Consider the following 25,578-nt stretch of genomic DNA (forward strand, 5'->3'; position numbering starts at 1 on the left):
GTGACCGTCCAGACCGTCCTCGTGCACGGCATCCGCACGTCGTCCACCATGTGGCGGTCGCAGATCGAGTACCTGGAGGCGCACGGGCATCCCGTCACCGCCGTCGACCTCCCCGGCCACGGCAGCCGGATGGACGAGGACTTCACCCTCCACGAGGCGCTGCACACGATCGACGCCGCCGTCCGCGCCGCGGCCGAGACGGGCCCCGTGCTGCTCGTCGGCCACTCCATGGGCGGGCTGCTCTCGCTCGCGTACACCGGTGGCGCAGAGCCTCCGCCCGTCGACGGACTCGTCGCCGCCGCGTGCACCTCGCTCCCCCGCGGCGCGGGGTTGCGCGCGTACCGACTGTTCGCCCGGGCCGTCGACTCCCTGCCCGACCGCGGCATGTGGCTGACGCAGCGCATGCTCGCCGCGACGATCCCCGAGGAGAATCGCGGCGACTTCGCCGCCGGCGGGTACGCCCTCGACGTCCAGGACCAGACGCTGCGCAGCCTCGCCGCCCTGGATGTGGCCGCCGCGGTCCCCCGCATCCAGGTGCCCCTCTGGTTCGTGAACGGCCAGTACGATCAGCTCCGGCTGAACGAACCCCTGTTCCGGCGCCTGGCCCCGGAGGCGGAGCTCATCGTCGTGCCACGGACCACGCACCTGATCACGGCCATGCGCCCGCGGGTGTTCAACGCCGTCCTTTCCCTCGCGATCGCGACGATCGAGCAGCGCACGGCGTCAGGCTGAGAGCACCCGGGGTCGCGCGGCGGCGGTGAGCGCTCCGCCGACGAGCGACAGGACGGCTGCCGCGAGGAAGACGAGCCAGAACCCGCCGGCCAGCGCGACGAGCCCCGCCCCGAGCACGGGACCGATGAGCTGTCCGAGGGCGGCGGTCACGTTCACGATGCCGAGATCGCGCGCGTGATCCTGCTCGTCCGGGAGGAGATCGGCCGCGAACGCGAGGCCCACCGTCGAGAAGGCGCCGTAGCCGACGCCCATGAGCGCGGCGGCGACCATCGTCATCTCGAAGGTCGGCGCGGCCACGATCACCACACCCGATGCCGCCTGCACGATCGTGGCCCCCACGGCGAGCCGGCGCCGCTCCCCTGTGCGGTCGGAGATGATCCCGGTGATCACGGAAGCGAGCACCACGAAGACCGTGTAGACGACGATCAGCAGGAGGAGGTTGTCCTGTGCGGTCGTGCTCTCCTGTCCGAGACCGTGGAGGAGGAAGAAGAGGAACAGCGCCGTGCCGAGGGCGTTGCCGATATTCGTGACGAGCCGGCCCGAGAGCATCCAGGCGAAGTCGCGGTCGCGGAGCGACGCCAGGCGGGGCCGCCCGATGCGCGGGGGACGCAGCGCCTCCGTGCTCGGCGGGTCCGGCAGCAGCAGCGCCGCCGCGACGCCCACCACCGCGATGATGCCTGCGAGGAGCAGATACCCGGCGACGATGCCGAGGCCGAGCAGCACGACGAGTCCGACCCCGAGCACGATGCCGACCGCCTGGCTCGACCCGACCGCGGCGGAAGCGGCACCGCGCTGCGTCGTCGGGAGCTGGTCGGCGATGAGCGCGGTGAACGCGGCGGAGGAGACGGCGACGCCGATCGAGACGCCGACCCAGCCGGCGCCGATCGCCCACGGGCCGTCGGCGAATCCGGTGAAGACGAGACAGACGGCCGTGAGCGCGACCCCTCCCAGAGCCCACGGCCGCCGCCGGTGCGCGCCGGCGCGGGCGCGGTCCGAGAGCGCCCCGGCGAGCGGCCCGGCGACGACGCCGGCGAGACCACCCACTCCGAGCACGATCCCGGAGGAGACGACGCCGCGGATCCAGTCGTCCTCGGGAGTGTCGAGCTGCAGCGGCAGGAGGAGCTGGACCGGTGTGAGCTGGACGGTCCAGATCGCGAGCCAGGAGAGGGTGAACAGCGACATCCACCGCAGGCCCGCTCGGCGGGTGCCGAGGCCCGGGGTCGCGCTCATGCGCGTGCTGCCTCGGCGTCCCTGGCCGCGCGAGCACCCGCGATGAGGTCGCGATACCAACCGTAGGAGGCCTTCCGGGTTCGTTCCCCCGTGGAGAAGTCCACGTGCACGAGGCCGAACCGCTGCGTGTAGCCGTCCGTCCACTCCCAGTTGTCGAGCAGCGACCAGACCGTGTATTCCTCGACGGGGACGCCGGCGCCGATGGCCTCGCCCACCGCGTCGATGTGCGCGGAGAGGTAGGCGATCCGGTCGGCGTCCTCCACGGGGCCGGCGACGTCGGGCTCCGGGAAGGATGCCCCGTTCTCCCCGATGATGATCGGAGGCATGCTCGGGTGGCGGCGGTGCAGATCGATCAGGAGGTCGCGCAGCGCGGACGGCATGATCGGCCACTCGGGACCGAACCCGGTGACGGGCACCCCGGGAGTCGGAACGATCTCGAACGGGATCTCATCCTCGGCCGCGGCGGCGGTGACCGTGGTCGGGTTGTAGAAGTTCACCCCGTAGAAGTCGATCGATCCCGCGATACGTGCGAGATCGTCTCCGAGGACGGGTAGCGGCGGGAGCCCGAGCGCCTCCAGGTCTGGTGTCGTCCCGGAGAGCAGCGGCTCGCTGAACAGCCGGTTGTGCAGGAGGTCGTACACCGCGGCCGCGGCCTGATCCTCCTCGGTGTCCCGCAGCGGCAGGACCCAGGTGTGGTTGTTGACGAGTCCCACGCTCGCCGCGCCACGGGCATGCAGCGCCTCGGCGGCTCGGGAATGGGCGAGCAGCTGATGGTGCACGGTCGGAAGCGCGCCGTAGAGGAGCTGCCTGCCGGGTGCGAGCGCGCCGACGGCGTAGCCCTGCAGAGTGGTCATCGCGGGCTCGTTCAAGGTGTACCAGGACGACACCCGGTCTCCGAGGCGGGCGGCGACGAGGGCGGCGTACTCGCCGAAGCGCTCGGCGGTGTCGCGGGCCAGCCAGCCGCCGTCGGCCTCGACCGCGCTTGGCAGCTCCCAGTGATAGAGGGTCGGGAACGGGGTGATTCCGGCCTCCAGCAGGCCATCGACGACGCGGGCGTAGTGGTCCAGCGCCGCGACGTTCCCGGGGCCGCGTCCATCCGGCTGCACGCGCGCCCAGGGGATCGAGAACCGATACCGATCGAGCCCGAGACCGGCCACCAGGGCGACGTCATCCGCCACGCGGCGATAGCTGTCGCAGGCCGGCTCCGCCGTCGAGCCGTCCCGGATGCGTCCGGGCTTGGCGATCTCGTCGTCCCAGATCGACCGGCCCGCGCCGTCGGCACGGCGGGAGCCCTCGATCTGGACGGACGAGGTGGCGGCGGACCAGCGGAGCCGCGCACGCGCGGCCGGGTCGGTGCTGAGGGGGGTCATCGGGCTCCTGACGTCGTCGTCGTTGTGGATGATTCTGCACCCGGTCCCACCTCCCGCGCGACGGCGTCTCGCCCGAGTGGCGTCGTTTCGCACGATCCCGCCCGGTACTGGTAGACTCGACTCTTGGCTTGCGTGTGGGTTCTTCCCTCACGACCGCCGTGCAGCAGCCCTCTTCTGCTGCCGGCACTCCGAATCACTCCTGTACAGAAAGCGTCCACACGTGGCAAACATCAAGTCGCAGATCAAGCGCAACAAGACCAACGAGAAGGCTCACGAGCGCAACAAGGCCGTGAAGAGCGAGCTGAAGACTCTCGTCCGCCAGACCCGCGAGGCCGTCGCCGCCGGCGACAAGGCCGCCGCCGAGAAGAGCCTGAAGAAGGCCTCGGTCAAGCTCGACAAGGCCGTCAGCAAGGGTGTCCTGCACAAGAACCAGGCATCGAACCGCAAGTCGGCGATCGCCAAGCAGGTCTCGGCTCTCTGAGCTTCCGACTTCCGGAAAGCCCGTCTCCTCGTGAGGCGGGCTTTCTGCTTTCCCGGGAGGCGGGAGCCCTAGCCCCCGAACGGCTCACGGGTGGCGATGACCGTCACCATGCGCTCGAGCGCGAAGATGGGGTCGCGCGCCGCGCCCTTGACCTCGGCGTCGGCGCGCGCGGTCGCCTGGATCGCCATCCCCAGGGAGCGCTCGTTCCAGCCCGCCAGGTCGCGACGCGCGCGGTCGACCTGCCAGTCCTTCATCCCGAGGCGCTGGGCGAGCTGTCTGCTGGGCTCGCGGTTGCCGGCGACGCGCGCCATCGTGCGCAGCTTCATCGCGAACGCGGCGACCATCGGCACCGGGTCCGCGCCAGAGGACAGGGCATGACGGAGCGCCACGAGAGCCTCGCCGTAGCGACCGGCGATGGCGGTGTCGGCGACGACGAATGCCGACACCTCGACCCGGCCGCCGTAGTACTTCGTGACGACCTCTTCGGTGATGTCGCCCTCGACGTCGCCGATGAGCTGCTGACAGGCGGCGGCGAGCTCGGTGAGGTCGTCGGCGAAGGCCGAGACGAGGGCTCGGAGTGCCGGCGGAGCGATGCGCTTCTTCGCCGCCTTGAACTCCCCCGCCGCGAAGTCGACCCGGTCGCCGTCGCGCTTGATGGCGGGGCAGGCGATCTCGATCCCCCCTCCCGTCCCCGCGCGCAGCGCGTCGAGGAGTTTCTTCCCTCGGACGCTGGCGCCCGTATGGCGGAGCACGACCGTGGCCCCCTCCTGCGGGTTCTCCAGGTACCCGATGGCCTCCTGGAGGAAGGCGTCAGAGCACTTCTCCACGCCGGACACGCGGACCAGGCGCGGCTCTCCGAACAGCGACGGCGAGGTCAGGGAGAGCAGCGTGCCGGGCGCGTAGTCGTCGGCACGGACATCGCTGACCTCGAGCGCCGGATCCTCCGCACGGAGGTAGTCGCGCACCCCGGCGATCGCGCGCTCGGCGCAGACCTCTTCCGGGCCCGAGACGAGCACCAGCGGCGCGGGGTGCGGCTCCCGCCACGACACCTGCGGGATCTTCGTGGCCTTCGCGCCGCCGCGGGAGGGAGGACGGGAAGCTGCCATGGGACCAGCCTACCGGCGGCGTCGGACACCCGACTCAGGGCGGCGCGACGTCGGTCCAGACCCGGGGACTTGCGCCACCTCGAATCGTGTTCCGCCCGAGGTTGAGCCGGAGACGATGCGCCCCAAATGATGACGTGCTGATAACGATCGCCCGGCCCGCTCATCTGGCGATCTCTCACGCGTCCATCCGCCACTAGCGTGAGATTGCTGACGTCGCGTCAGCGATCACACTTACGCTTGGGGGACGCGCTGATGCGCCTGTCAAAAAACAACTCCGCTGTGCTCGCTCTGGTGACCACGGCACTCCTGCTCAGCAGCTGCTCGGCACCTGCGGCCGAGCCGAAGCCTCAGACGACCACTGCGGTGTCGAGCGATGACACCGCGGACGAGTCGGAGACGACCACCGAGGCATCGTTTGCCGACAACGTCCTCACCCTGCCCGAGTACACGATCACGATCACCGACACGAAGAAGATCGCCGTCGGCCAACCGGGCAATGAGTATGGCCAGAAGCCCGTCATCGCGTTCTGGTACGAAGTCACGAACAACTCCGATGACACGATCGATCCGTCCATCGCGTGGATCGGCACGTTCACCGCGATCCAAGACAATGACCCGAACGCCGTCAACGAGCTCGGCGTCGGCATGCTCCCGGATGAGCAGTTCCTCGACTCCCAACTGCAGGACATCAAGAAGGGCGGCACTGTCGCCAACGCTGCTGCCTACGAGCTGGACGACGAGACCACTCCGGTGGAGCTTGTCGCCTCTAACGACCTCGGCATGACCGAGATCGGACGCGCAACGTTCACGCTGCAGTGACCCACTGAGCACGACACCGAACGGCTCCCGGCGCACGCCGGGGGCCGTTCGAAGTCAAGAGCCAGGTGTGTCGCCTCGTGGATGACACTCAGGGCGGCGCGACGTCGGTCCAGACGCGGAGGGCATGGTCCTCGATGCCGAGCAGAGTGCGACCGTTGCGGTCGGTGCGGTACACGTGGGCGCCGAGAGCCGACAGCATCTCCAGGGTCTCCCGACGCGGGTGTCCGTAGTCGTTCCCCGCGCCGACCGCGATGAGCGCCACGCTCGGATGCAGAGCCTCGTACAGAGCGGACTCCTGATCAGCGCTCCCGTGATGGGCGACCTTCACCACGTCGTATCCCGTCAGCGGTGTGCGGCGCAGCAGCGCGCGTTGCGGGGCCGCGGAGAGATCGCCGAGGAACAGGGCCCGCGGCACTCCTCCCCCGGCGAACTCGGTGACGACGCTCGCATCGTTGCCCGGCGGGAAGGCGACGCTGTCCTTCAGCGGCCAGAGCACCCGCCACGATGCTCCGCCGAGAGTACCCCGGTCTCCGCCTCCAACCGCGCGGAGGGCTGCGCCTGCCCGCGCCAGGCCGTCGAGCACGCGCGCATCGGCATCGTCGGCGGGTGGTCCGTGCAGCACCGTGCCCACTCGCCCTTCGAGCACGGCCGCACCCCCGACGTGGTCCGCGTCGAAATGCGTGAGCACGAGCAGGTCGATGCGATCGACGCTCAGCGAGCGGAGGCAGGCGTCGAGCGCCCCCGGGTCCGGACCGGTGTCGATGAGGGCGATCGCGTCGTCGGAACGGACGAGGAGGGCGTCTCCTTGGCCCACAGCGCAGACGGCGACCGCCCAATCCTGTGGCGTCCGCAGCGCGGCGAGCGGCCCGTCGATCAGCGCACGGGAGGCTCCGACAGCCGCGAGGACGATGAGGAGGGCGGCCGCCGCGCCGCGGACGATGGGGACCAGGCGGCCGGCAATGTGAGCCCGCCTCTGACGAGCCGGCTCTGCCTCCTGAGCCGCCGGCGCGGCGCGCTGGCGAGGGCGTCCGCAACAGCAGACGACCGCGATCGCGGTGCTCACCGCCGCGACCAGAACAGCGCTGACGACGCCCGCCGGCAACAGCACCTGCGCGCCCGGGAGCCCCGCGGTGACATGCGCGACCGTCGCGATCCACGCCGACGGCAGCCAGGCGGACGCGGCGAGCAGATCGGCGAGAAGCGGAAGAGGGGCGGTCAGACACGCAAGCAGCCCGATCACCGTCGCGAGCGGCGCGGCCGGCTCGGCGAGGAGGTTCGCGACGACCGAGACGAGCGACTGCTGCTCCGCGAACAGCGCGATCACGGGCGCGCACGCGAGCTGCGCCGCCAGAGGCACCGCGATCGCGAGGGCGAGCGGACGGGGCAGCCAGCGCGCGATGCCGTTCGCCAGCGCCGGGGCCAGGAGGATGAGTGCCCCGGAGGCCACGGCGGACAGCGCGAATCCCGGCGTCGATGCGAGCCAGGGATCAACGATGAGGAGAGCGGCCACGCATAGGGCCAAGATGCCGGCCCCAGCGCTCGGACGCCCGACGAGGATCGACAGCATGCCCGCGGCGGCCATCGTGGCGGCCCGGATGACGCTCGGCTCGGGCGTCACGAGCACCACGAAGGCGGCCAGCGCCACGATAGCGAGAACGACCCGCAACGCCCGTGCCCCTCCGCACAACGCGACGATCCCGAAGACCGCAGCGACGACGATCGCGCAGTTCGCCCCTGAGACTGTTGAATCATGAGGTGGGTCCTTGGCCGCGACCCGAGCAGGTCAAGTCTTCACACAACCTCCACCCCAGCGTGTGGTGCGCCGACTTCGTCGAGCGTGTGTGGGCTCCTTAGCGTGATCGCGTCAGAACGATCTCGCAACGCGCGGGAGCCGCCATGTTCAGCGTCACGGAACGAATCAAGAACTACAACTCGACCGTGGGGCAGCCTCGCGGTGGTTTGCTGCCGCTCAAGCTGATGGACGTCGTCGAGTACCCGGAGCTGGGCGGTGTCCTCGATGGGGCCGAGGAGAACCTCCACGGTTCTGCGATGGGTAACACCGTCGACCTTCTGCTGCGGCTGCGAGACGTGTGCGTCCGCGCGCATCACACGTGCGTCAACCAGGCCCATCAGGACGCCGGCACCTGGCAGTCAGAGTTCGTCAGACGCGCCAGCGAGGTCTTCAAGGGATGCCTGGGCGGCGCACTGGTGATCTCGGCGGAGCTGGAGGCGTCAGCAAAGGATCTCGTCACTGACGTGCTCGTCGCATCCGTGTTTCACACCGTGCGGGGCGAGTTCGACGACCTGATGCGGGACGAGGTCGTGATTCACTCCACGTACAAGCTCTCGACGTTCCTCATCGGCGCGTACGGGCATGCCGTCCACTACAACCCGGCGACCACCGAGACGCTGCCGGATGAGTTCACGACGCAGCGCATCATCGAGCTGGTTCAGCGGGCCGTCCATGTGCTGGAGTCCTTCGGCGGTGCCACGAAGTCCGGGTTCGTCTTCGCCGATCGCGAGCGATACGTTCTCGGGGACCGGGGTGGGTATACCGATCTTGTCAGCCGAGGGGACGGCGACTTCCTCACGCGGGACACGCTGTGGGACTGCAAGGTCTCGATGGCGAAGTTCACCAAGGACTACACCCTGCAGGTGCTCATGTACTTCCTCATGGGTAAGGAGTCCGGTCTAGAGGAGTTCGCTGAGCTCACGCACATCGGCCTGTTCAACCCTCGTCGCAACGAGGTCGTCCGGATGGCAGTGGCTGACATCCCCGCGGAGATCATCCAGACCGTGCGCAGGGACGTCATCGGGTACGACCTCGAGGAGGTCGTCGCGTGAGCGCGCCACGGCTTGTGGTCACTCGATGCTACGTCGAGGAGTACACATCTCCGAACGGCGGTCGTGCAGCACGACTTCGGGACAAGGCCACCGGGCGCAAGGTGCGTATCTGTGTCGACAATGCCGAACAGAAGCTGAGGTTCCTTGCATTTCTCTCGGCGATCGGCTCGCAAGAGCACGATGGCCAGGCTCTACGACCGGCACTCCGAGACAGGGTGGGTGGTCGTCTCCGGTGAGGTGGACCACGAGAGTGCAGAGGAGATCTGGTATCTCCACAACGACCGCTTGTCCTACCTTGTCGAGTGATTCTCGGTGAACAACAGTCGACCCCCATCCCTGTCCCGGGATGGGGGTCGACGTGCATGACTGGATGATCTGATCGATCAGTCCTCGTCCTGCCTCAGCTCGAGCTTGAGCCCGAGGGCGCTGGCCACCTTCGCGATCGTCGCGGTCGTGACGTCGTTGTTCGCCTCGATGCGTGCGATGGTCGGCCTGGAGAGTCCAGCCGCCTCACCGAGCTCGATCTGGGACCAGCCCTTCGCCTTGCGCGCCTCACGGATGACGTCGCCGAACCCCGGCGACTCCTCGGCGTTCATACGGTGCCCTCCTCACTCGTGTCGTGCGCAACGGGCCTGTGCTGAGCGTGCAGAGCATCAGCGGCGATCTCGGTCAGCTGGTCGAGGAACGCGGGATCGGTCAGGTATGACTGGATCTCCTGAGCCTCGCTCACCGTACGCAGCACGGCGACGCCGACGGCATTGTTGAAGTCCGAGGACGCCTTGAGCTGGTCGGCGCTGTTGTGCGTCGCCATCGCCACAGCCTCCTCGTTGGCGTCCAGGAAGCCCCAGAACGTCGTGATGAAGCCCGAGATGGACTCCGGGCGCACATCGACGCCCTTGACGGCGAACAGCTCGTTGACCTTCTCGATGGCCTCGTCGAGGGGGCCACGAACAGGGGTCGGGCTGGAGGTGTGCTCGCCGTCGAAGCTGGGGATCTTGAGACCAACCTCGCTGCCCTCGGTCAGGGAGTAGTCGCTGTTGATCGCCGACGGCACCAGCTTCACTCCTGAGAGCTGAACGCCCGCCAGGTAGGAGTCGTCGTAGTCGTTGCCGTCCAGGTGCAGGTTGCGTCCGAGCAGCGTTGCCAGGATCGCCCGCCGGTGAAGCATCGGGTCCTGGTAGTCCACGATCTGGCTGAGGAACTGCCACGCGTTGCGGTAGCTGATGACGTCGGAGACGAAGCCCTTCAGCGCCTCCTTGGCCTGCTTGTCCTTCGTGAGCACAGCCTGGGACCACTGGCCGTTCCAGTAGTGCTTGATCGGCGAGATGGCCTTGGCGATCGCCTCTCCCCCGGCGTCGGACAGGAACGCGTCGGCGACGGCATCGAGCTGGTCCATCGTGTAGATGCCGGCCGTGTCGAGACGCTCGGCCAGCGTGATGAGCGTGTTCGGGTCGATGTCACCGTCCACGTGAGCGTCGGAGTAGTAAAGCTTGAAGTCCTCCTGGACGTGCTTCGGGGAGTTCCTGAAGTCGACGACCATCGGCGCGGTCTTGCCCGGGTAGATACGGTTCAGCCGAGAGAGCGTCTGGACCGTGGTCACACCGGTGAGGACCTTGTCGACATACATCGCCATGAGCCGTGGCTCGTCGAAGCCCGTCTGGAACTTGTTCGCGACGATGAGCACCCGATAGACGCCCTCCTCCCGGAACGCCTTGGCCGTGTCGCTACGGTCGTTGAGCGACGCCTCGGTGACGGTGTCGCCTGCCTCGTTGGTCAGCGATCCCGAGAACGCGACCAGCGTCTCGAGGTCGTCGTAGCCGCACTGGGCGATGTAGGCGTTCATCTTCGTCGACCAGTTGTAAGCCTCCATGCGGCTTCCGGTCACGACCATCGCGCGGGCTTCGCCGTCGAGCATGTGCATGACGTTGCGACGGAAGTGCTCCACGACGATCTGGACCTTCTGCGCGATAGCAGTCGGGTGCAGACGGCTGAAGCGGACGATGTTCGAGACGGCTTCGCCGGTGTTCACCTGGATCTCTTCATCCGGGCCGTCAGCCTCGAGCGCATTCTTCACGCGCAGGAACATGTCGTAGGTGGAGTAGTTCGCCAGGACGTCGAGGATGAACTCCTCCTCGATGGCCTGAGCCATCGTGTAGGTGTCGAACGCCTCCCAGCGTCCATCGCGTTCGGTACCGAACAGCCGCAGAGTCTTGGCCTTCGGGGTCGCCGTCAGCGCGATGAACGTGATGTTCCGCGCCGTTGCGATCGCCGAGTCCTTCGCACGCAGCAGGTCGTCCGCGCTGAGCTCAGCGGCCACGTCGTCCTCGTCGAGCTCGAACCCGACGTCGGCGAGAAGCTCCTTGAGCTGGCGTGCGCTGGAACCGGTCTGGGAGGAGTGCGCCTCATCGGCCACCACCGCCCAACGCCGCCCGCGCAGGTCCTCACTGTTCTCGATGAGCTTCATCACCTCAGGGAAGGTCTGCAGCGTGCAGGTGATGATGTGGTCGCCGTCGAGCAGCGCCTTCTTCAGCTGCGGGGACTTGGCCCCCGACTTCTCCCCCACCGAGACGACAAGGCCCTTGCTGGACTGGACGAGGTTCATGTCGTCGCGGATGTTCTCATCGAGCACGGTCCGGTCAGTGACCACGATGACCGAGTCGAAGGTCGAGGACGAGTCAGCGCCCATGTGGCGGATGAGCCGGTGGCTGAGCCACGCGATGGTCTTGGTCTTGCCAGAGCCTGCCGAGTGCCAGATCAGGTAGCGACCGCCGGTGCCGTTCGCCTCGATATCGGCGACGATGCGCTCGACAGCGCGCAGCTGGTGGAAGCGCGGGAAGACGAGCCGACCGTCCTTCTTGCCCTGCCCCGACGGCTCGAACAGCGCGAAGTCCTTGAGGATGCGCATGAACATCGGCCGCGCGAGGATCTCGCGCCAGAGGTAGTCGGTCGAGGAGCCGGTCTCGGAGGGCGGGTTGCCCTGGTGGCCGTCCGAGCCCTGGTTGAACGGCAGGAACGTGGTGTCCTCGCCAGCGAGCTTGGTCGTCATGAAGACCACGTCGTTCGACACCGCGAAGTGGACCAGCGCACGACCCGGCGCGAGCAGCGGCCGGTTCTTGCTGGGCTTGCGGTCCTCCTTGTACTGCCGGATCGCGTGCTTGATCGACTGGGTGTTGTCGGTCTTGAGCTCCATCGTGACCACCGGGATACCGTTGGCCGTGAGCACCACGTCGATGGTCTCGGTGCTCGTGACGTCGAAACGAACCTGACGCAGGATCCTGAGCCGAACAGCGTCGGCCGCCTCGACGACCTCGGTGAGGTTCGGGTTCGCCGGCGGGAACGCCATCATCGGACCGAACTTCGCCGTCGGCCGGCCGATCTGGGCGTAGGAGAACCCCTTGCGCAGCACACCGAGCAGACCTCCCACCGGGTAGCCGGTGGTCGGGTCCATCCGGGTCACCTTGCCCAGCTCCTTCGTGATGTGCACGAGCAGGTCTCGCTCAGCCTTCACCCGCGGCTCGCCAGTCACGTCGGATGGCACAGCCTTCTCGTACTCGTCCGGGTACTGGGTTGCCAACCAGGCCAGCGCGTCACCGGGGACGAGGGCGAGCCCCACGTCCCACCCAGCGGTGCTCACGTTGCCGTCGTTCTCGTAGAGCCAGCCGCGCTCGGCGAGCTCCTCACACAGGTTGGTCTCGAACTCGAGCTCCATCAGCTGTGCGTGTCCCATCAAGCCACCTTCTTTCGTCCGGTCACTACGTCGGTGATGAGCGCCGCTCGGCGCTCGATGAGGAGCGTCTTCAGTTCGGCCACCTTGGCCAGCATGGCGTCGATACGGCCGGTCACCTCGTCGAGGTGATCGGCGATCTTCGCGGAATCGGAGAGATTCCTGGGAAACGGCACCTTTAAGCGCCAGAGTGCCTCCGCCGTGAGCTTGGGCTGCGCGCTGCCGGTGATCGCGTCCTGGATGTTTGTGATCGCGATTGCATACGAAATCAGGCGACCGTCCACGTTCTGATCAGGTCGCAGAACGTGGGCGTGATTGTTCACCCAGTACTGCCCTCGCGCAAGGAACGCGATCGGGTGTCGGCGAGCCACAAGATTTGCTCCATCCTCAGAGACGAGGACCCTGACCTCGTCATCCCAGATGAACGAGTCGATACTGTCGATGACGCCCGATGCGCCGAAGTATGGGTACGGACCAGGAATCTTTGCTCTATCTTCGGCCTTGAGCGGAACGCGGCGGTGATCCTCCGAGGATGCAAGGGCGAACATCGGAGTTGGCCGACAGACGTCATCGCTGCCGAGCACTGATGCAATCGTGAGGAGTCGACGGGCCGACAGGACCGCCGTCAACTCGTCCATCTTCGCAACCATCGCGTCGATCTCGCCCACCTCACGATCGAGGAAATCCGCGATCGCACGCTGCTCGAGGAGCGGCGGCACCGGCAGATACATCCGCGAGAATCTGGGGTAATTCACCGTCTGACCATCTCGCAGCTGGAAAGTCAGATTCGCGAGTTCGCCGATGAAGCCTTTCGACTTCATCAAGTATGCAAAATAACCCGCGCACATCGGTCGCGTCGGCTTGAGAACCGTGTAGGCGGAACTAACCTTTCCGTCGACGCTTGAATACTCAATCCCGCCCTGGAAGCTTCGCAGATGAATGATGAAGTCCCCCGTGCGAACGGACTTCATGTTGTCCTGCCCCGCCAAATTGAGGACAACACGGTTACCCGTTCGCGCCATGTACTCGTCCTGTGCAAGCACACCAAAGACCTGCGACGGCGTGAGATGCACGTCCCCCGGACTCGACTTCTCGCCCCGCTCGATGAACACCGACCACGCAGGGTCTACCGACCAATCTTCCGGCACGTGGTCCAACCAGCGGGCGTCAGTCATCTGCCTTCACCCCCTGGAACATCTCCGCGAGCTCGCCCATAAGGCGCTGGACATCCGCGTCGATCTCCGCCAGTGGACGCGGCTCTTCGGGAATGTAGAAGATGCGGGTGAAGGGAATCTCGTTGCCGTGCTTCGCCTTCGAGGCGTCCCACTGCGCGTCGGGAGCGAATGGCAGGACCTCGCGGGCCATGTGCTCCTCGAGGCTCTCGCTCATCGGAACGCGCTCGGTGATCTTCCAGCCGTCCGCCAGCACCGGGTTGCCCTTGCGGTCCACGGCCGGCGGCGCACTGTCGTCCGGCTCAGCCATCGCCTTCATCACCGCGTCGACGAGGCTCGTCGACGCCTTGAGACCAGCAGCCTTCGCGGCCTTCGGGAAGGCACTGACGAGCTCGTTCCATTCCGTGCCGTCGAGCGCGCGCATGATCTCGGCGTGCTCGTCCGTAAAGTCGCGGCGCTCACGCAGGAGATCTGCGGACTCCTCGGAGTAGCGCGCGACGAATCGAGCCTGCTTGAACACGGGCACGTCGCGGAACATGAGGTCCGCCGGCTCAAGGATCCGTGAGATCGCAGAGTCCTCGAACGCGCCGTATGCCTTGACGACCGTGGCGCGGTGGTCATCGGTGATCTCGCGGCGCTTGTCACCGAGGCCCTTCTTCATCGGCTCCCACAGGCCGGTGGCGTCGATGAGCTGGATCTTCCCCTTGCGGTGCTCTTCCTTGTTGGTGTCGAGGATCCAGACGTAGGTCGCGATGCCGGTGCCGTAGAACATCTGCGTCGGCAGCGCGATGATCGCGTCGATGAGGTCGGAGTCGAAGAGCCACTGGCGGATGGAGTTCGGGCCGGTGTCCGAGCTGAAGAGCGGCGAAGCGTTGGAGACGACCGCTGCGCGTCCGCCGTGACCGCCCTTGCTCGCAGGGCTGAGCTTGGACGCGCAGTGGGCGAGGAACAGCATCTGGCCGTCGGACTTGCTCGGCAGGCCATGGCTGAACCGGGAACCAGGAGTCTTGGCCTGCTCGCGGACCGACTTCTCCTCCACGGACCAGTCGCCGCCGAACGGAGGGTTGGACAGCACGTAGTCGAAGGTCTGGTCCTCGTACTCGTCGTGCAGGAGCGTGTTGCCCTGACGGATCGCGTCAGGCCTTCCGCCCTGGATCAGCAGATCGGCCTTGCCGAGGGCGTAGGCCGAGTCCATGAGCTCCTGGCCGAACACCGTCACGGAGATGTCGGGGTTGAGCTCCTTGAGCGCGTTCTGCGCGACGAGGAGCATGCCGCCAGACCCGGCAGTCGGGTCGTAGATCGAACGGAGCGTGTTCTTGCCGGCGAGGGAGTCCTCGTCGGAGGCGAACAGGACGTCGACCATGAGGCGGATCGCGTCACGCGGGGTGTAGAACGCACCAGCCGCCTTGCCCTTCTTGTCGAACGCGCGGTACATGACGTCCTCGAAGATGTCACCCATGGCAGAGTCTCCGACCGCAGCCGAACCGAGGGGAAGCGTCGAGAAGTGCTTGACGACGGCGTGCAGACGGTTGGCAGCAGCGAGCTTCGCGACGAGCTTCGGGAACTCGAACGCGGTCCAGATGTCCGCGATGTTGTGGGAGAACCCTGCGACGTAGCTGAGCAGCGACTTGTCGACGTTGTCGTCGACGGACGCGATCGTGGCGAGGTCGAGCGGCGAGACGTTGTAGAAGCCGAGGCCGAACTTCTCCTTCACCGCCACGTCGATGAGGTGCGGCGGCAGGTTCTTGAACGTCTCGACGTAGGAGATGACCTCAGGCTTCGTGTCCGCCAGGAGGCATTCCAGACGGCGCAGGACCGTGAACGGGAGGATGTAGTCGCCGTACTCCTGCGGCTCGACGACGTTGCGGAGGAACTTATCCGCGGTGTCCCAGACGACCTTGGCGGTCGCGCTCCTCGATGTCAGCTCTGCCATGCCTTCTCCTACGGGTTGCCGTCGCGTTTGTATCAAAGATGATACATCGAAGACTGTATCAGAAACGTGACATCCGAGCGAAGGCCAGGCGGGTGAAGTCCGCGGGTGCTCTCGTTCAACTCACGAAGAAGGAGCCCGGCGATGACAGGCTGGAACCCCTGTTGGGCAGACGCGTCAAGAGAGGATGTCGATGACGGTCGGCAAGTACTTGTGCACCTGCTCCCGGTCACTGGCTCGTTCCTCGGGCGACAGCTCGGCGTAGGGCGTCGCTATCTGAGACTCCCAGCGCTCCGCGAGCTCAGCCGGGATTACGAGTGAACCATCTGCTCGCCGTTCGCACTGATCGTGGACATAGCGCTGCCAGTGCGCCCAACGCTCATGCTCCAAAGCGGCGAGGCGGTCGACGGCTTCGGCGCTCGACAGGGTTTCGCGAATCCGATCCGATGATGGCATCAGAGGAGCCCCTCGTTCACGAGACGCCAGTAGTGCTGACCCAACGCCGTGAGCTCGCAGGCCTCCGATTGCATGGCCGCATGCCACATGTGCGGCGCACCCACAGGGCGGACCAAATTCACGCTCTCCATGGCCTGCAAGACGGCGAAGTCCGCGTTGAGCGCAGGATCTGGCAGCGGCGTGCCCTTCGGCTCATGGCCCGATCGTTCTGGCTCGTATGACGGATTAAGCTGCAGGATGGTCGTCTGGTCCTGAAAGAGGTGGGTGAGCTTCTGAAGCTGACTTAGCTCAATCGGTGCAGCAGCTTTTCTGAGTGAGACGAAGTTCCTGACGTTGGTCTTGAATACTGGCCGCTGTGCCCACGAGCCCAGGGACTGGTCAATGTGCGCGTAAACGCTTCCCGGCGTCACATCTCCCACCAGGTTTGTGGCAGCCCCATTCAGCGCGTCCACCAGGAGGGTAGTGAAAAGGCCCGACCCGTTGGACTCTGATGCGTACTGATTGATCGTCGAGGCCGTCAGGATGGTGATGCCCTCTTTGAGCTCAGCCAGCGAACTCGTGGTCATACCTCCGGCAAAACCGCTGTGACAGCTGTCGAGGATGATGACCTTGTTTGTGGCTGGAGAATCGTTAGCCATGACAAGCACCTCTGACAAGGCAAGACCATCCCCGTCGTCTCCGTAGTCGCTGGTGCACAGATACCCACCGACGCTGTCGAGCGCGCCGTGCCCTGCGAAATAGAAGAGTGCGATCTCGGCCTTGTCCTCGAAAAGCTCCTTCACTGCGCGGCGAAGGGTGCTCTTCGAAATTGCAGAGCCCGCATCGGACGCGATCATCAGATTTGGCTGAGCGAAGTTGACTCGGTTGTCAGCATGCCGCTCCAATACAGCGTTGACGGCGTAAGCGTCGCTCACTGCACCGTATAGCGGGTTGATCTGGTCGTAATAGTCGATCCCGACGATCAAAGCCTTGCGCATGGGTACGCGCTCAGAGCGAGTCGATGAAGGAGACGATGTTGGCATCGCTCCACGCGACAGTCCTGACTCCGCTCAACGCCGTGCGGTCGGTGCTGTATGCCCAGATCCCGAGCAGCGGCTTGCCCTCCTCTTGCGCACACTGGATCTCCCACTTCTGTCCCGTGGACGTCAGCGAGTTCTTGCTTACCAGGACGATGACGCCGTGCGAACGACGGATACGAGTACGCACCTTGTTCTTCCAGTCGGACTCATATGCCTCCTTCACCGACATGTCGATGAACTCGTACGGGGCGCGGGGGCTCAGAGTCTGCCCCTTCAGGAAGTCGCGCTGACGCTCGTCCTCAATGGCGAACGCAACGAACACAGTCTTCTTCTCAGCCATCTCGATCTCCTCTGACCCAGTGAGTCGTGACCACCTAGTGTGGCCACCGCGAAACTCGGCATCAGGATAGCCGGGGCCTGGGACATTGCCTCATGGTCGACGCGCGACACCCCACGGCACAGCGTCGCACCCTAGGCTCGAACAAATGGACGCGGAGCACATCGAGGGGCCGGACGGACTGAGGATCAGCCTTCCTCGCGACGATGAGTACCGGACGTGCTCCGTCTGCGGTGGTGACTGCGAGCCGGAGCCGAACGTCGTCGAAGGCTTCGGTGTGCGGGTCGCGTTCGTCTGCCCGGAGCACGGCGCGCAGAGCATGGTGGATCCGTTCAGCGACCTGCGCTGAGCAGGCGCTGCACGCCGATCAGGCAATCAGCGACGCAGCGTCGACCTCGAGCTGAGCGGCAAGGGCATCGACGGAGTCGAGGGTCAGGTTCCGTTCGCCGCGTTCGATTCCTGCCAGATAGCGTGGCGTGACGCCGAGCTGTTCAGCGAGTCGTTCCTGTGTGAGCCCTCGAGAACGGCGAAGGTCGCGTACGCGAGCTCCCAGTGCCGCTTTGAGTGATTCAGCCACCATTCAAGCGTTCCGGTAGGTAGCCATCACTTCCAGGTACTTATGGCTTCCGGTATGCTTCGTCTCTCCGGTCGATACGGCGGGAGGTCGCCAGAGATGTCTGCCCCTAGGGCTTGCGAGCCGCACCGCGAGGAGCCCGCGTTGACCGAGCTCCGAGTGCAGCTCGATCGTGTGAGCCGAGCGGCGCTGAACGTGCTGATAGCGGACGGCATCAGCATTCCCGACGCAGTCCGGCGCGCGTTGGTCGAGGCTGCCGAGCGGTATCCAGAACCAGACGAGAGCGATGACCACGATGCGGGCACAGCAGGACTCGTGAACTGGATCGCTTCGCAGGTCGCCGACGCTCCCCCACTTACGGACTTCCAGACCTACGTGCTTCACGCCGCGTTCGTCGAGCGACGATCGAGATGGCTCAGCGAGAAGGAGTGGGCCGCCTCGCGGGACAGTACGGACAACCGGAGCGCTCGCGGCTCATCGACAACTTGACGGGACGGGCGACTCAGACCATGCGGGAGACTGTTGAGCATGGTGGCGGACGCAACAACGATCCCGAGGCGACGCGGTCGCCCGGCACGCTATCTGCTGAGCGGCATCGCGACCTGCGGCGTCTGCGACGCCCCCTTGCGGATCGGCTCTCAGAACGGGGTATCCCCTGCCGCCGGCAGCACCGCCAAGCCTCTCCGGTACCGGGTGTACGAGTGCGGCGGTGTTCCCGGGAGAAGCGGCTTCCATGTCTCTGTGCGGCAGAGCCACCTTGACGCTCTGGTCCGGGACGCAGTCCTCGCTCGGGTCACCTCCACTGGCTTCGTTGTCCCCAAGGCACTCCGTGACGACGTGGACGGCCGTGAACAACAAGCACTGCGGCTTGAGATCAAGAGCCACCGCGTGTGGCTGACCGCCGTGCGGAAGGAAGCTAGGCGGCGAGGCGTTCTCGAGGAGTACGTCGCACAGCAGCGACTGGTCAACCCGAAGATCCAGAAGGCCCAAGACAGACTCGATGCGCTTGCCGCCGAAGACGCAGTAGTACGCGAGTTGCTGGCCGGCGACTCTGTTCGGCTGCGATGGCGAGACATGACGCTCGCGGAGCAACGACATGTCGTGCAAGCGCTTCTGGTCCCCCGCGTGAACCCGGTGGATCTCGCAGAGCGCGGCCAGCACGGGCGCAACGACCGCCGGGTCGACCTCGTCTGGCACGGAGAGACGCACCCACCCCGCGGTTGAACGTTGGTCTCGAGGCCGTTCGACGGGGATTAACCAGGTGGGTCAGGTCTAGGGTTTCAAGGTGGGTTGCAAATGTCCTTTGATCGGGACAAATGATGTGCGCGAGCGTTTGAGCTTCTTGACTTGCGAGACCCATAGGTTTTTGCCGGATACAGTTTGTCAAAGAGGTGGGTAGCTAACCGAATGACGCTACCCCTGTGCCGCCCAAGGATGATGGGCGACACAGGAGCAGCGCTATCAGCTACCTAGCTAGGCACGCCGACCAATCGCATGAAGCGCGTGCGGATTGCGTCCTCTCCGCCTTCGAGGATCTCGCGAACGCTGTCCTTGACGTCGGGGTGCTGCAATGTTCCAGAAGCTTCGATAACGGGCAACGCCGCGTCGTGTTCGAGCACCAGGATGTTCTCGGCTCCGGAGGTCACAACCACATTAGCGTTATGTGTGGACACGATCAGTTGCCGGTTCTGTTTGATCTTCTTGAGGGTTTCCACAGCGAGGTACCTGATCAGCTTGTTCTCAAGGTCGTCCTCAGGCTGGTCGAGCAAGAGGGGCTCGTCCCCCATCTGAAGGATCACAGCCAGAAGGGCTGCAGTTTTTTGACCAGGCGATCCTCGATCGACGGCCACGAAGTCTGCCTGCCCGTTCGCCTGGTACATCACACGAATGAGGTCGTCGGGGAACCAAAGCATGATGTCGGTGACCAGATCGAAGCTGTCAGAAGTAGCTAGCCTGGAGTAAAACCGACCATCGATCCTCACTGCGCTGGCAATCTCCGATTCAATGCCGGCCTCAACGAGCTGAATCAACTTGCCCTTGAAGCCCGAAACGTCCTGCGGGAATCGCGAGTCTTGCGGCACCTTATCGCTCACTAACAACGGGATCCCATCCTGAGCGAACGCTCCTTCGAACGAATCAGGTGTCCGCAACAACGTGCGCAACTCATCACCGAGGCCTGCAACGCTTCCCTGTTCGAAGACCTCCAGCTTCGTGCGAGTTCCCTGCGTAGCGTTGAGACTCTTCGTATAGTCCCGCCTGCGGGTGAAAAGCTCAGCCCGCTTCGCACGGATACTCCGCATTACCTCGTCTATCACCCCTTCTTGCGCGCTGCGCCTAGCCTCCGCGTTCTCAAGCTGTTTGAGTTCGGCCGTCAGCTCTGCTTCAAGTTTTCGGTCGTGACTGGTCTGATCGGCGGACGCAGCGGATACACCACCCTGTTCGTTCATCCACGCACCCAGCCGCGCAGCCTCTTCGGTCCAGTACTTCGCTGTGCCTGTAGCTATCCAAGCCTGACGAGCGGAGCGGACAACTGCCGCGGCTTGATCGAGGAGTATGGCCGCGCTCTCGTAAGAAGCCACGTAGTCCAGATACTCGGTGCTTTCATCGGCGTCCATGGGCAGGGTGCGAAGCGAGGCGGCCTGCTGAGCGATGATCGCTTCGATCTCACTGCTCATCAAGTCCGCCGAGTCGACAGTCCGCGTCTTCGTCTCGAGCTGAGACAGCGTCGCGTACTCGGGGCTAGCACGAAGATCTTCGAGGTGGCGTAGTCGCGCTTGCACCTCTTGGAGCTGTCCTTTCAGGCGGTCAGCCTTCTCCGACTCTGCAAGGAGCTGTCGGAGCTTGTTCCGCTCGGTCTTGAACCTGAGCCGGAGTTCCTCATATTGCTCCTCCCACTCGGCTTTTTGAATCTCCGGCATGTCGTCGACAAGCTGGAGGAAGCTTTGCGGCTTGGTCGCCATTTCATAGATCTGTTTCTGGCTGAAGACTCGCACAGGCGCACGATCGACTACTCGTCCCGATTGCTGCTCCCACGCCGAACCATCCCAAAGCGCGAGGCTTGAATGTGAAGGTGAAGCACCCTCCCACCTGATCCTCAGCAGCTGTCCGCCTCGTGCGTAGATCACCTCAATCTCAGTCTCGTCATTCCACCATCGCTCGCTCGCATCTGTCGTTGGCGCAAATCGAGCCAGATCAGCCGCGAGATTGGCTGGCAGCTCTTCTACCCGACCATGCGCCAGGCGAAGGAGCTCAACGAGCGTTGACTTCCCGACGCCACGACCGCCGATCAGGCAGTTCATCCATGGGCCGAACGTAAACTCACGATGCTCGCCCCTGTGCCTCACCATGATCGCTTTGATATGGTCGTGCTTCACATCATTCAGGTCGTGGTCACCTCGTCGAAAACGACGGATCGACTCTGACGGCTCGGCCAGCGCCAATCGAAGGCCCTCCATAGTGAGTGTCTCAGCTTTAACCATCGTCAGGTGAGTCCCCGGCGCTTTTGCTGCGGCCGGATCCGGAGCACCATCCGTGGTTAGGTGATGCGCGTCGGACCCGAGAAGAGGCACCCACCCACGTTTGCTTGCCTCGCCCACCTTGCCGTCATCAGCAACTTCAGCCGCGATGACATGACCGCTGGCGGCAAGAGTCTCTAGTTCGCGGGGATCCATATCGAGGACGCCAGCGCGCTGGTCGATGTGGGCCGGGATTAGCATGCCGCCCAAGTCGCGAACCACTTCAGCGGCCGCGTTCACAGTCATGTCGGCGACATCATCGCTTCGTCCTGGCGTTCCGTCGAACTTGCACCGCGCGAGCACCCGGATGACGATGGAGGCATCACACGTGTGCTCGAACACGGCAAGCGCATGAAACCCTCCAGCGAGAGTCAGCTCGACTCCTGGAAAAATCACAAGTGGCGGCAAACCGGGATCTGCGTCCTGGAGTTTTCTGAGCGCGGCTCGCGCCGCGTCAATCCCTTCATGCGAGTTGTGGTCAGTTACTACGATCCCGTCGACGCCAGCATCGATGTATGCACGGACCCAAGTCTCAAACGAAGGCCGCGGATTGGTCGTTGTCTCGCCCTCCAACCCACCGTAATCGAACGATGCCGGCGAGTGAGCATGGATATCCAAACTCCACCATCTCGCGCCAACATAGCCTGTTTGAGGCGCTGCGCCCTCAAGATATGCGGGGGGTTCACCCTCTGAGTTTTCCATGCTTCATCGTGGCATGAGGATCGGCCCCGGAACCGCCCGACGGGCACGAGTGGACGATGATGCACAAAACCAGTTCGAGCGTGCGGCGCTCGCGCTACAACCGGGTCAGACCGCATGGACATGGATTGGACAAAGGTCGGCTCTTCACGAGGGCACGAGTCAACCGAGGACTCTGGCATGCACGCCCGGTTTGATGGAGAAGCTCAGACCTCGCTCTCCCCCGCCTGGCCCAACAAATCTACGGTCGCGAACTATTGCTCGATATCCGGGCAGCTAACGGCGACGAGAACACCTTCGTAACGGGGCACGTCCGCAAGATCGCCCCGCTCTTCCCGGCGGGGTGTTCGCGACCCACGACCAGTGGAGAGGGACGGTGAATCATGATGCAAACGTAGCGACGACAAACGAAGCCGATCAGCGCCGGAGAACTCGATCGATCTGATCGCCGACCGTGAGCTGCGAGCGCATGTCGTGCGAGCGCCCAGCGGTAAGCTCGACGCGATGCCTCTCGACTCAGCCAAACGTGTGCGTGAGTATCTTCGCGTCTCGCTCGATCGTTCAGGCGCCGGGAAGAGTCCTGATCAGCAGCACGATGAAATCGTCGCCGAGGCGGAGAGACGCGGATGGCACGTCCACCCCTCCCCTTACCGCGATGACAACCGAAGTGCCAGCCGTTACGCGCGACGGCAACGTGAGGGATTCGCTCAGCTGATCTCGGATCTCGAGGACAGCACCTTCGACGCCGACCTCCTGGCGATCTGGGAGTCGAGCCGTGGTTCTCGCCGGACCGGCGAGTGGATCGACCTCATCGACCTGTGCCGCGAACGCGGCGTGAGCATCTGGGTCCTGACCCACAATCGCGTCTACGACCCAGCGAACGCGCGAGACCGCCGCAGCCTCCGCGAGGACGCCTCAGACGCTGAGTACGAGTCAGACAAAACCAGCGAGCGGCTTCGACGCGACATGCGCGCGGCGGCAAAGCGTGGTCGTCCTCACGGAAAGAACGTCTACGGCTATCAGCGGGTCTATTCCGTGACGCCCAACGGAACCAAGGTGCTGGACAAGATCATCGAGCACCCGGATCAAGCGTGGGTCGTCAAGGAAGCGGCGGCGATGGTTCTTGCTGGGCGCTCGTACTACGACATCGCTGCGACGTTCAATGAACGTCAGATCCCGCCGCGACGTCCCGCGCGCTCGGAGCACCGACAGTGTCTGGGGTGGACCGCTCCAGCCGTGAAGCAGATGTTGACTATGCCTGTGTACATGGGGCAGCGAGTGCACAATCCCCGCGAGGGCGAGGCTGCGACGTACGACGGCATCTGGCCGGCGCTGATCGAACCGGACGACTGGCAGCGCCTCCAGTCCGCGATGACATCTCGCGGATTCAAGTCGAACAACTGGCCCGCTACCCATCTGCTGTCCGGGATCGCTCTGTGCGGAATCTGCGGCGCCCGGATGCGGGCGGGAAAACAGAATGCCGGCTCATCGAAGGTCGACGAAGACGGCACGGTCATCCCCCGGCCTCGCTACTACGCCTACAACTGCATCGGCACGCCGGGACGACCCGGATTCCACGTCTCGATGCGCGAAGAGCATCTCGACCTGCTGGTTACCGAGCTAGTCCTCGCTCGCCTCGAACGCCCTGACTTCCTCGCCACCCTTGGTGGACAAGACGAGGAAGTGGACGCCGAGCGGAAGTCGATCGTCGACGAGATCCGAGGCCATGAGCAGTGGCTCGAGCAGGTCGCAGCGGAGGCCGAGCGCCGTCGGGATCTACGTATGCTCACCGAGCAACGAGATCTCGTCGAACCGAAAATCGAAGCGGCCCAGAAGCGGCTTGAGTCACTTGCAGGAGCTGACCCTCTTATCGTCGAACTCGTTCGATCCCGGCAGGTTCGAGACACGTGGGCAGAGTGGACGGACAAGGGCGACATCGCTCGTCAACGTCACGTCATCCGCGAGCTGATCGTGCCTCGGGTGCATCGAGTACCGGCGGAGGCTGTTGGCCGGCGCGGTTTGAATCCAGAGCGCGTCACCTTCGACTGGCGCTGACGAAGATGATCGCCAGTGGTCCTACGACGTCAGGCTAGGCCCGCGGTACGAGCCCGAAGGATCCAGTTGGTCGAGGTTCGCGGTTGGAACCCGTACACCTCGCTCAGCGCCCTGGACGGCGGGTACCGAACGATGGTCGCCAGACGGCAGACAGTTCCGACATCCGCGAGTTCGATCTTCTTACGAGACTCGGGATGAGAACGAAGTCGGTGCGCTTTCAACTCGGGGGCAACAAAATCGACAACAGGTTGGCTGAGCAGTCCTTCATCCACTTCGAAGGTTCGAGGCAGCGCCCACCTAAGCACTCGAAGAGGGCCGATCGCACGCGTGTGGACGCCGGTTACCTCCTGGTGCTCGGGCGCAGTCAACTCGAATACTCGCATGAGGTAATACATGGATCCGTAGTCGTATGCGGCGACGACCCTGAGCTGGTATCCCTCCACGTTAGGCAGCCCGGACTCCTCGACCGCAGGCAACGTGCTGAGTGGACCCCTGATCTCAATAGTCTCGCGAAGCGTGACGCCTCCGTGCACTCGATGTGCCGACCCCGAGACCTCGACGCTCCAACCACGATCTGCGATGTCGGTTTCGGGAGTGATCGGCATGACCCAATCTTGCCGTGTTTGGACGGACTAGGCAAATGTTGCTAATGTAATGAACACAACAGAAGAACGAAACGGCGGAGCCATCTCTTAACTTCCATCGTGGCCGGAACACTCAGTCCCGTCGCGGCGGCCTCTTCGGGACACACAAAGACAAGGAGTGTTCCGTGGGATCCACCGATTCAACGACACCGACGCACGAAACTCTACTGAGCGCCTTCACCGTAGCTCAGGCGGAGGACATCACTGGCCGATCCGGCTTCGTCCTCCGCGCGGACATCCGCTCAGGCAAGCTCGCCGCATACAAGTTCGCCGGGCTCTGGAGAATCTTGCCAGAGGACCTCGAGGCATACCGCTCGAAGCTCGTTACGCCGTCGCGGAGCGCACGTTGAGCGCGGGCGTGATGGAGCGCATCCAAGAAGAGAGGATCACGCACGACGCGGACAGCATCCGCGTTTGGGCCCGGGATCGAGCAGCAGCCGCTCCCCCATTGTCGCAACAACAATCACTGCGACTTAGAGGACTGTTCTCTGGAGGTCGCAGCAAGTGACCAACAACGAGATCCGCCCCAGCGCGGAAAACACTGAGGCGGAAGAGACACTTGGCGGCGTCGCTTTCGATTCTATCGACGATCAGGCACAGACGATCAGCGCGAGCATGGGTCAATCACAGCCGGGACCTCGGGCGTCTGTCGAGACCCTTCTGCAGCGAGTGGTCGCGGCCTATCTCGATTCGATCCGCAGTCGAGTAGACGTGAGTCTGCAGGAAGTACGCGACAGCGTGCTCAGCCGGGCGAATGCAGAGATCGGCCTTGAGAACATGGCTCGCAAGGGTACTGCGGGGCCGCGTCCGTTTGAGTGGTGGTCTTTCGCTTCGTTGCGATGATCAGCTGTCGTTAGTTTAGGCGGCGGTG

The 25,578-nt window shown here is 64.8% G+C and carries 23 protein-coding genes and 1 pseudogene; 9 read left to right on the top strand and 15 right to left on the bottom strand.

The window, feature by feature from the left end; translation table 11 throughout:
* Nucleotides 1-732, top strand: a complete 732-nt coding sequence (locus CJ226_RS15450; protein WP_102209728.1) for an alpha/beta fold hydrolase — start codon at nt 1-3, stop codon at nt 730-732.
* Here CJ226_RS15450 and CJ226_RS15455 read toward each other — a convergent pair.
* Both CJ226_RS15455 and CJ226_RS15460 read right to left on the bottom strand, forming a co-directional pair.
* Nucleotides 724-1,962: an MFS transporter gene (locus tag CJ226_RS15455; protein WP_257996692.1), complete on the bottom strand. Its 1,239-nt coding sequence runs from the start codon at nt 1,960-1,962 to the stop codon at nt 724-726. The two genes, CJ226_RS15450 and CJ226_RS15455, sit on opposite strands and share 9 nt — an antisense overlap.
* Nucleotides 1,959-3,332, bottom strand: a complete 1,374-nt coding sequence (locus CJ226_RS15460) for a glycoside hydrolase family 1 protein (protein WP_102209729.1) — start codon at nt 3,330-3,332, stop codon at nt 1,959-1,961. Before CJ226_RS15460 ends, CJ226_RS15455 begins: the two co-directional genes overlap by 4 nt.
* 220 nt (nt 3,333-3,552) lie before the next feature.
* Between CJ226_RS15460 and rpsT the strand changes: the two genes are divergently transcribed.
* A complete protein-coding gene (gene rpsT / locus CJ226_RS15465) occupies nt 3,553-3,813 on the top strand; it encodes a 30S ribosomal protein S20 (RefSeq protein ID WP_025103704.1) in 261 nt (86 codons plus the stop codon).
* Between the two features lie 68 nt (nt 3,814-3,881).
* On the opposite strand, the gene holA is transcribed toward rpsT, so the two are convergent.
* The gene (gene holA, locus CJ226_RS15470; RefSeq protein WP_025103705.1) at nt 3,882-4,919 is read right to left on the bottom strand and encodes a DNA polymerase III subunit delta; all 1,038 of its coding nucleotides are present in this window, start codon (nt 4,917-4,919) and stop codon (nt 3,882-3,884) included.
* Nucleotides 4,920-5,171: 252 nt separating this feature from the next.
* On the opposite strand from holA, the gene CJ226_RS15475 reads away from it, so the two are divergent.
* Entirely contained in the window at nt 5,172-5,738 is a 567-nt protein-coding gene (locus CJ226_RS15475; RefSeq protein ID WP_102209730.1) for a DUF5067 domain-containing protein, read from the top strand.
* Nucleotides 5,739-5,826: 88 nt separating this feature from the next.
* Here CJ226_RS15475 and CJ226_RS18500 read toward each other — a convergent pair whose 3' ends face one another.
* A complete protein-coding gene (locus CJ226_RS18500) occupies nt 5,827-6,801 on the bottom strand; it encodes a ComEC/Rec2 family competence protein (protein ID WP_257996694.1) in 975 nt (324 codons plus the stop codon).
* Nucleotides 6,790-7,467 (bottom strand): annotated as a pseudogene (locus CJ226_RS18505) (ComEC/Rec2 family competence protein); the annotation flags it as partial. The pseudogene CJ226_RS18505 and the gene CJ226_RS18500, both read right to left, overlap by 12 nt.
* A gap of 167 nt (nt 7,468-7,634) precedes the next feature.
* Between CJ226_RS18505 and CJ226_RS15485 the strand changes: the two are divergent.
* A complete protein-coding gene (locus CJ226_RS15485; protein ID WP_102209732.1) occupies nt 7,635-8,582 on the top strand; it encodes a hypothetical protein in 948 nt (315 codons plus the stop codon).
* A 383-nt stretch (nt 8,583-8,965) separates the two neighbouring features.
* Here the strand turns inward: CJ226_RS15485 and CJ226_RS15490 are convergent, their stop codons facing one another.
* The 7 genes from CJ226_RS15490 to CJ226_RS15520 all read right to left on the bottom strand — a co-directional run bounded on the left by CJ226_RS15490 (nt 8,966) and on the right by CJ226_RS15520 (nt 17,223).
* Nucleotides 8,966-9,178, bottom strand: coding sequence for a helix-turn-helix domain-containing protein (locus CJ226_RS15490; RefSeq protein ID WP_102209733.1), 213 nt, complete (start codon nt 9,176-9,178; stop codon nt 8,966-8,968).
* Entirely contained in the window at nt 9,175-12,309 is a 3,135-nt protein-coding gene (locus tag CJ226_RS15495; RefSeq protein ID WP_102209734.1) for a type I restriction endonuclease subunit R, read from the bottom strand. The genes CJ226_RS15490 and CJ226_RS15495 overlap by 4 nt, the downstream gene beginning before the upstream one ends.
* Nucleotides 12,309-13,481: a restriction endonuclease subunit S gene (locus CJ226_RS15500; protein ID WP_102209735.1), complete on the bottom strand. Its 1,173-nt coding sequence runs from the start codon at nt 13,479-13,481 to the stop codon at nt 12,309-12,311. The genes CJ226_RS15495 and CJ226_RS15500 overlap by 1 nt, the downstream gene beginning before the upstream one ends.
* Nucleotides 13,474-15,411 carry a class I SAM-dependent DNA methyltransferase gene (locus CJ226_RS15505; protein WP_102209736.1) on the bottom strand — a complete coding sequence of 646 codons (1,938 nt, stop codon included), beginning with the start codon at nt 15,409-15,411 and terminating at the stop codon, nt 13,474-13,476. The genes CJ226_RS15500 and CJ226_RS15505 overlap by 8 nt, the downstream gene beginning before the upstream one ends.
* 174 nt (nt 15,412-15,585) lie before the next feature.
* A complete protein-coding gene (locus CJ226_RS15510; RefSeq protein WP_102209737.1) occupies nt 15,586-15,864 on the bottom strand; it encodes a hypothetical protein in 279 nt (92 codons plus the stop codon).
* Entirely contained in the window at nt 15,864-16,841 is a 978-nt protein-coding gene (locus CJ226_RS15515) for a caspase family protein (protein ID WP_102209738.1), read from the bottom strand. Before CJ226_RS15515 ends, CJ226_RS15510 begins: the two co-directional genes overlap by 1 nt.
* A gap of 10 nt (nt 16,842-16,851) precedes the next feature.
* Nucleotides 16,852-17,223: a TIR domain-containing protein gene (locus CJ226_RS15520; RefSeq protein WP_102209739.1), complete on the bottom strand. Its 372-nt coding sequence runs from the start codon at nt 17,221-17,223 to the stop codon at nt 16,852-16,854.
* Between the two features lie 145 nt (nt 17,224-17,368).
* On the opposite strand from CJ226_RS15520, the gene CJ226_RS15525 reads away from it, so the two are divergent.
* Nucleotides 17,369-17,569, top strand: a complete 201-nt coding sequence (locus CJ226_RS15525; protein ID WP_102209740.1) for a hypothetical protein — start codon at nt 17,369-17,371, stop codon at nt 17,567-17,569.
* A gap of 18 nt (nt 17,570-17,587) precedes the next feature.
* Here CJ226_RS15525 and CJ226_RS15530 read toward each other — a convergent pair whose 3' ends face one another.
* The gene (locus CJ226_RS15530) at nt 17,588-17,797 is read right to left on the bottom strand and encodes a helix-turn-helix domain-containing protein (RefSeq protein ID WP_102209755.1); all 210 of its coding nucleotides are present in this window, start codon (nt 17,795-17,797) and stop codon (nt 17,588-17,590) included.
* A 141-nt stretch (nt 17,798-17,938) separates the two neighbouring features.
* Between CJ226_RS15530 and CJ226_RS15535 the strand changes: the two genes are divergently transcribed.
* The gene (locus CJ226_RS15535) at nt 17,939-18,283 is read left to right on the top strand and encodes a hypothetical protein (RefSeq protein ID WP_146008253.1); all 345 of its coding nucleotides are present in this window, start codon (nt 17,939-17,941) and stop codon (nt 18,281-18,283) included.
* A gap of 39 nt (nt 18,284-18,322) precedes the next feature.
* Entirely contained in the window at nt 18,323-19,018 is a 696-nt protein-coding gene (locus CJ226_RS15540; protein WP_146008254.1) for a zinc ribbon domain-containing protein, read from the top strand.
* 245 nt (nt 19,019-19,263) lie between these two features.
* Here CJ226_RS15540 and CJ226_RS15545 read toward each other — a convergent pair whose 3' ends face one another.
* Complete coding sequence (locus tag CJ226_RS15545) at nt 19,264-22,011, bottom strand: TrlF family AAA-like ATPase (protein ID WP_146008255.1); 2,748 nt, start codon at nt 22,009-22,011, stop codon at nt 19,264-19,266.
* A gap of 501 nt (nt 22,012-22,512) precedes the next feature.
* On the opposite strand from CJ226_RS15545, the gene CJ226_RS15550 reads away from it, so the two are divergent.
* Nucleotides 22,513-24,063: a recombinase family protein gene (locus CJ226_RS15550; protein WP_102209744.1), complete on the top strand. Its 1,551-nt coding sequence runs from the start codon at nt 22,513-22,515 to the stop codon at nt 24,061-24,063.
* Nucleotides 24,064-24,092: 29 nt separating this feature from the next.
* On the opposite strand, the gene CJ226_RS17865 is transcribed toward CJ226_RS15550, so the two are convergent.
* Entirely contained in the window at nt 24,093-24,668 is a 576-nt protein-coding gene (locus tag CJ226_RS17865) for a hypothetical protein (RefSeq protein WP_146008256.1), read from the bottom strand.
* A 543-nt stretch (nt 24,669-25,211) separates the two neighbouring features.
* Between CJ226_RS17865 and CJ226_RS17870 the strand changes: the two genes are divergently transcribed.
* Complete coding sequence (locus CJ226_RS17870; RefSeq protein ID WP_146008257.1) at nt 25,212-25,550, top strand: hypothetical protein; 339 nt, start codon at nt 25,212-25,214, stop codon at nt 25,548-25,550.
* The last annotated feature ends 28 nt before the right edge of the window (nt 25,551-25,578 follow it).

Origin of the sequence: Microbacterium sp. UMB0228, assembly GCF_002871415.1 — a bacterium.
In the GTDB taxonomy this organism is placed as follows: domain Bacteria; phylum Actinomycetota; class Actinomycetes; order Actinomycetales; family Microbacteriaceae; genus Microbacterium.

Coding starts and splice junctions, on each gene's coding strand:
- CJ226_RS15455 (WP_257996692.1), bottom strand. CDS start 1,962: ATGAGCGCGACCCCGGGCCTCGGCACCCGCCGAGCGGGCCTGCGGTGG.
- CJ226_RS15460 (WP_102209729.1), bottom strand. CDS start 3,332: ATGACCCCCCTCAGCACCGACCCGGCCGCGCGTGCGCGGCTCCGCTGG.
- holA (WP_025103705.1), bottom strand. CDS start 4,919: ATGGCAGCTTCCCGTCCTCCCTCCCGCGGCGGCGCGAAGGCCACGAAG.
- CJ226_RS15475 (WP_102209730.1), top strand. CDS start 5,172: ATGCGCCTGTCAAAAAACAACTCCGCTGTGCTCGCTCTGGTGACCACG.
- CJ226_RS15485 (WP_102209732.1), top strand. CDS start 7,635: ATGTTCAGCGTCACGGAACGAATCAAGAACTACAACTCGACCGTGGGG.
- CJ226_RS15490 (WP_102209733.1), bottom strand. CDS start 9,178: ATGAACGCCGAGGAGTCGCCGGGGTTCGGCGACGTCATCCGTGAGGCG.
- CJ226_RS15495 (WP_102209734.1), bottom strand. CDS start 12,309: ATGGGACACGCACAGCTGATGGAGCTCGAGTTCGAGACCAACCTGTGT.
- CJ226_RS15500 (WP_102209735.1), bottom strand. CDS start 13,481: ATGACTGACGCCCGCTGGTTGGACCACGTGCCGGAAGATTGGTCGGTA.
- CJ226_RS15505 (WP_102209736.1), bottom strand. CDS start 15,411: ATGGCAGAGCTGACATCGAGGAGCGCGACCGCCAAGGTCGTCTGGGAC.
- CJ226_RS15510 (WP_102209737.1), bottom strand. CDS start 15,864: ATGCCATCATCGGATCGGATTCGCGAAACCCTGTCGAGCGCCGAAGCC.
- CJ226_RS15515 (WP_102209738.1), bottom strand. CDS start 16,841: ATGCGCAAGGCTTTGATCGTCGGGATCGACTATTACGACCAGATCAAC.
- CJ226_RS15520 (WP_102209739.1), bottom strand. CDS start 17,223: ATGGCTGAGAAGAAGACTGTGTTCGTTGCGTTCGCCATTGAGGACGAG.
- CJ226_RS15525 (WP_102209740.1), top strand. CDS start 17,369: ATGGACGCGGAGCACATCGAGGGGCCGGACGGACTGAGGATCAGCCTT.
- CJ226_RS15540 (WP_146008254.1), top strand. CDS start 18,323: ATGGTGGCGGACGCAACAACGATCCCGAGGCGACGCGGTCGCCCGGCA.
- CJ226_RS15545 (WP_146008255.1), bottom strand. CDS start 22,011: ATGGAAAACTCAGAGGGTGAACCCCCCGCATATCTTGAGGGCGCAGCG.
- CJ226_RS15550 (WP_102209744.1), top strand. CDS start 22,513: ATGCCTCTCGACTCAGCCAAACGTGTGCGTGAGTATCTTCGCGTCTCG.
- CJ226_RS17865 (WP_146008256.1), bottom strand. CDS start 24,668: ATGCCGATCACTCCCGAAACCGACATCGCAGATCGTGGTTGGAGCGTC.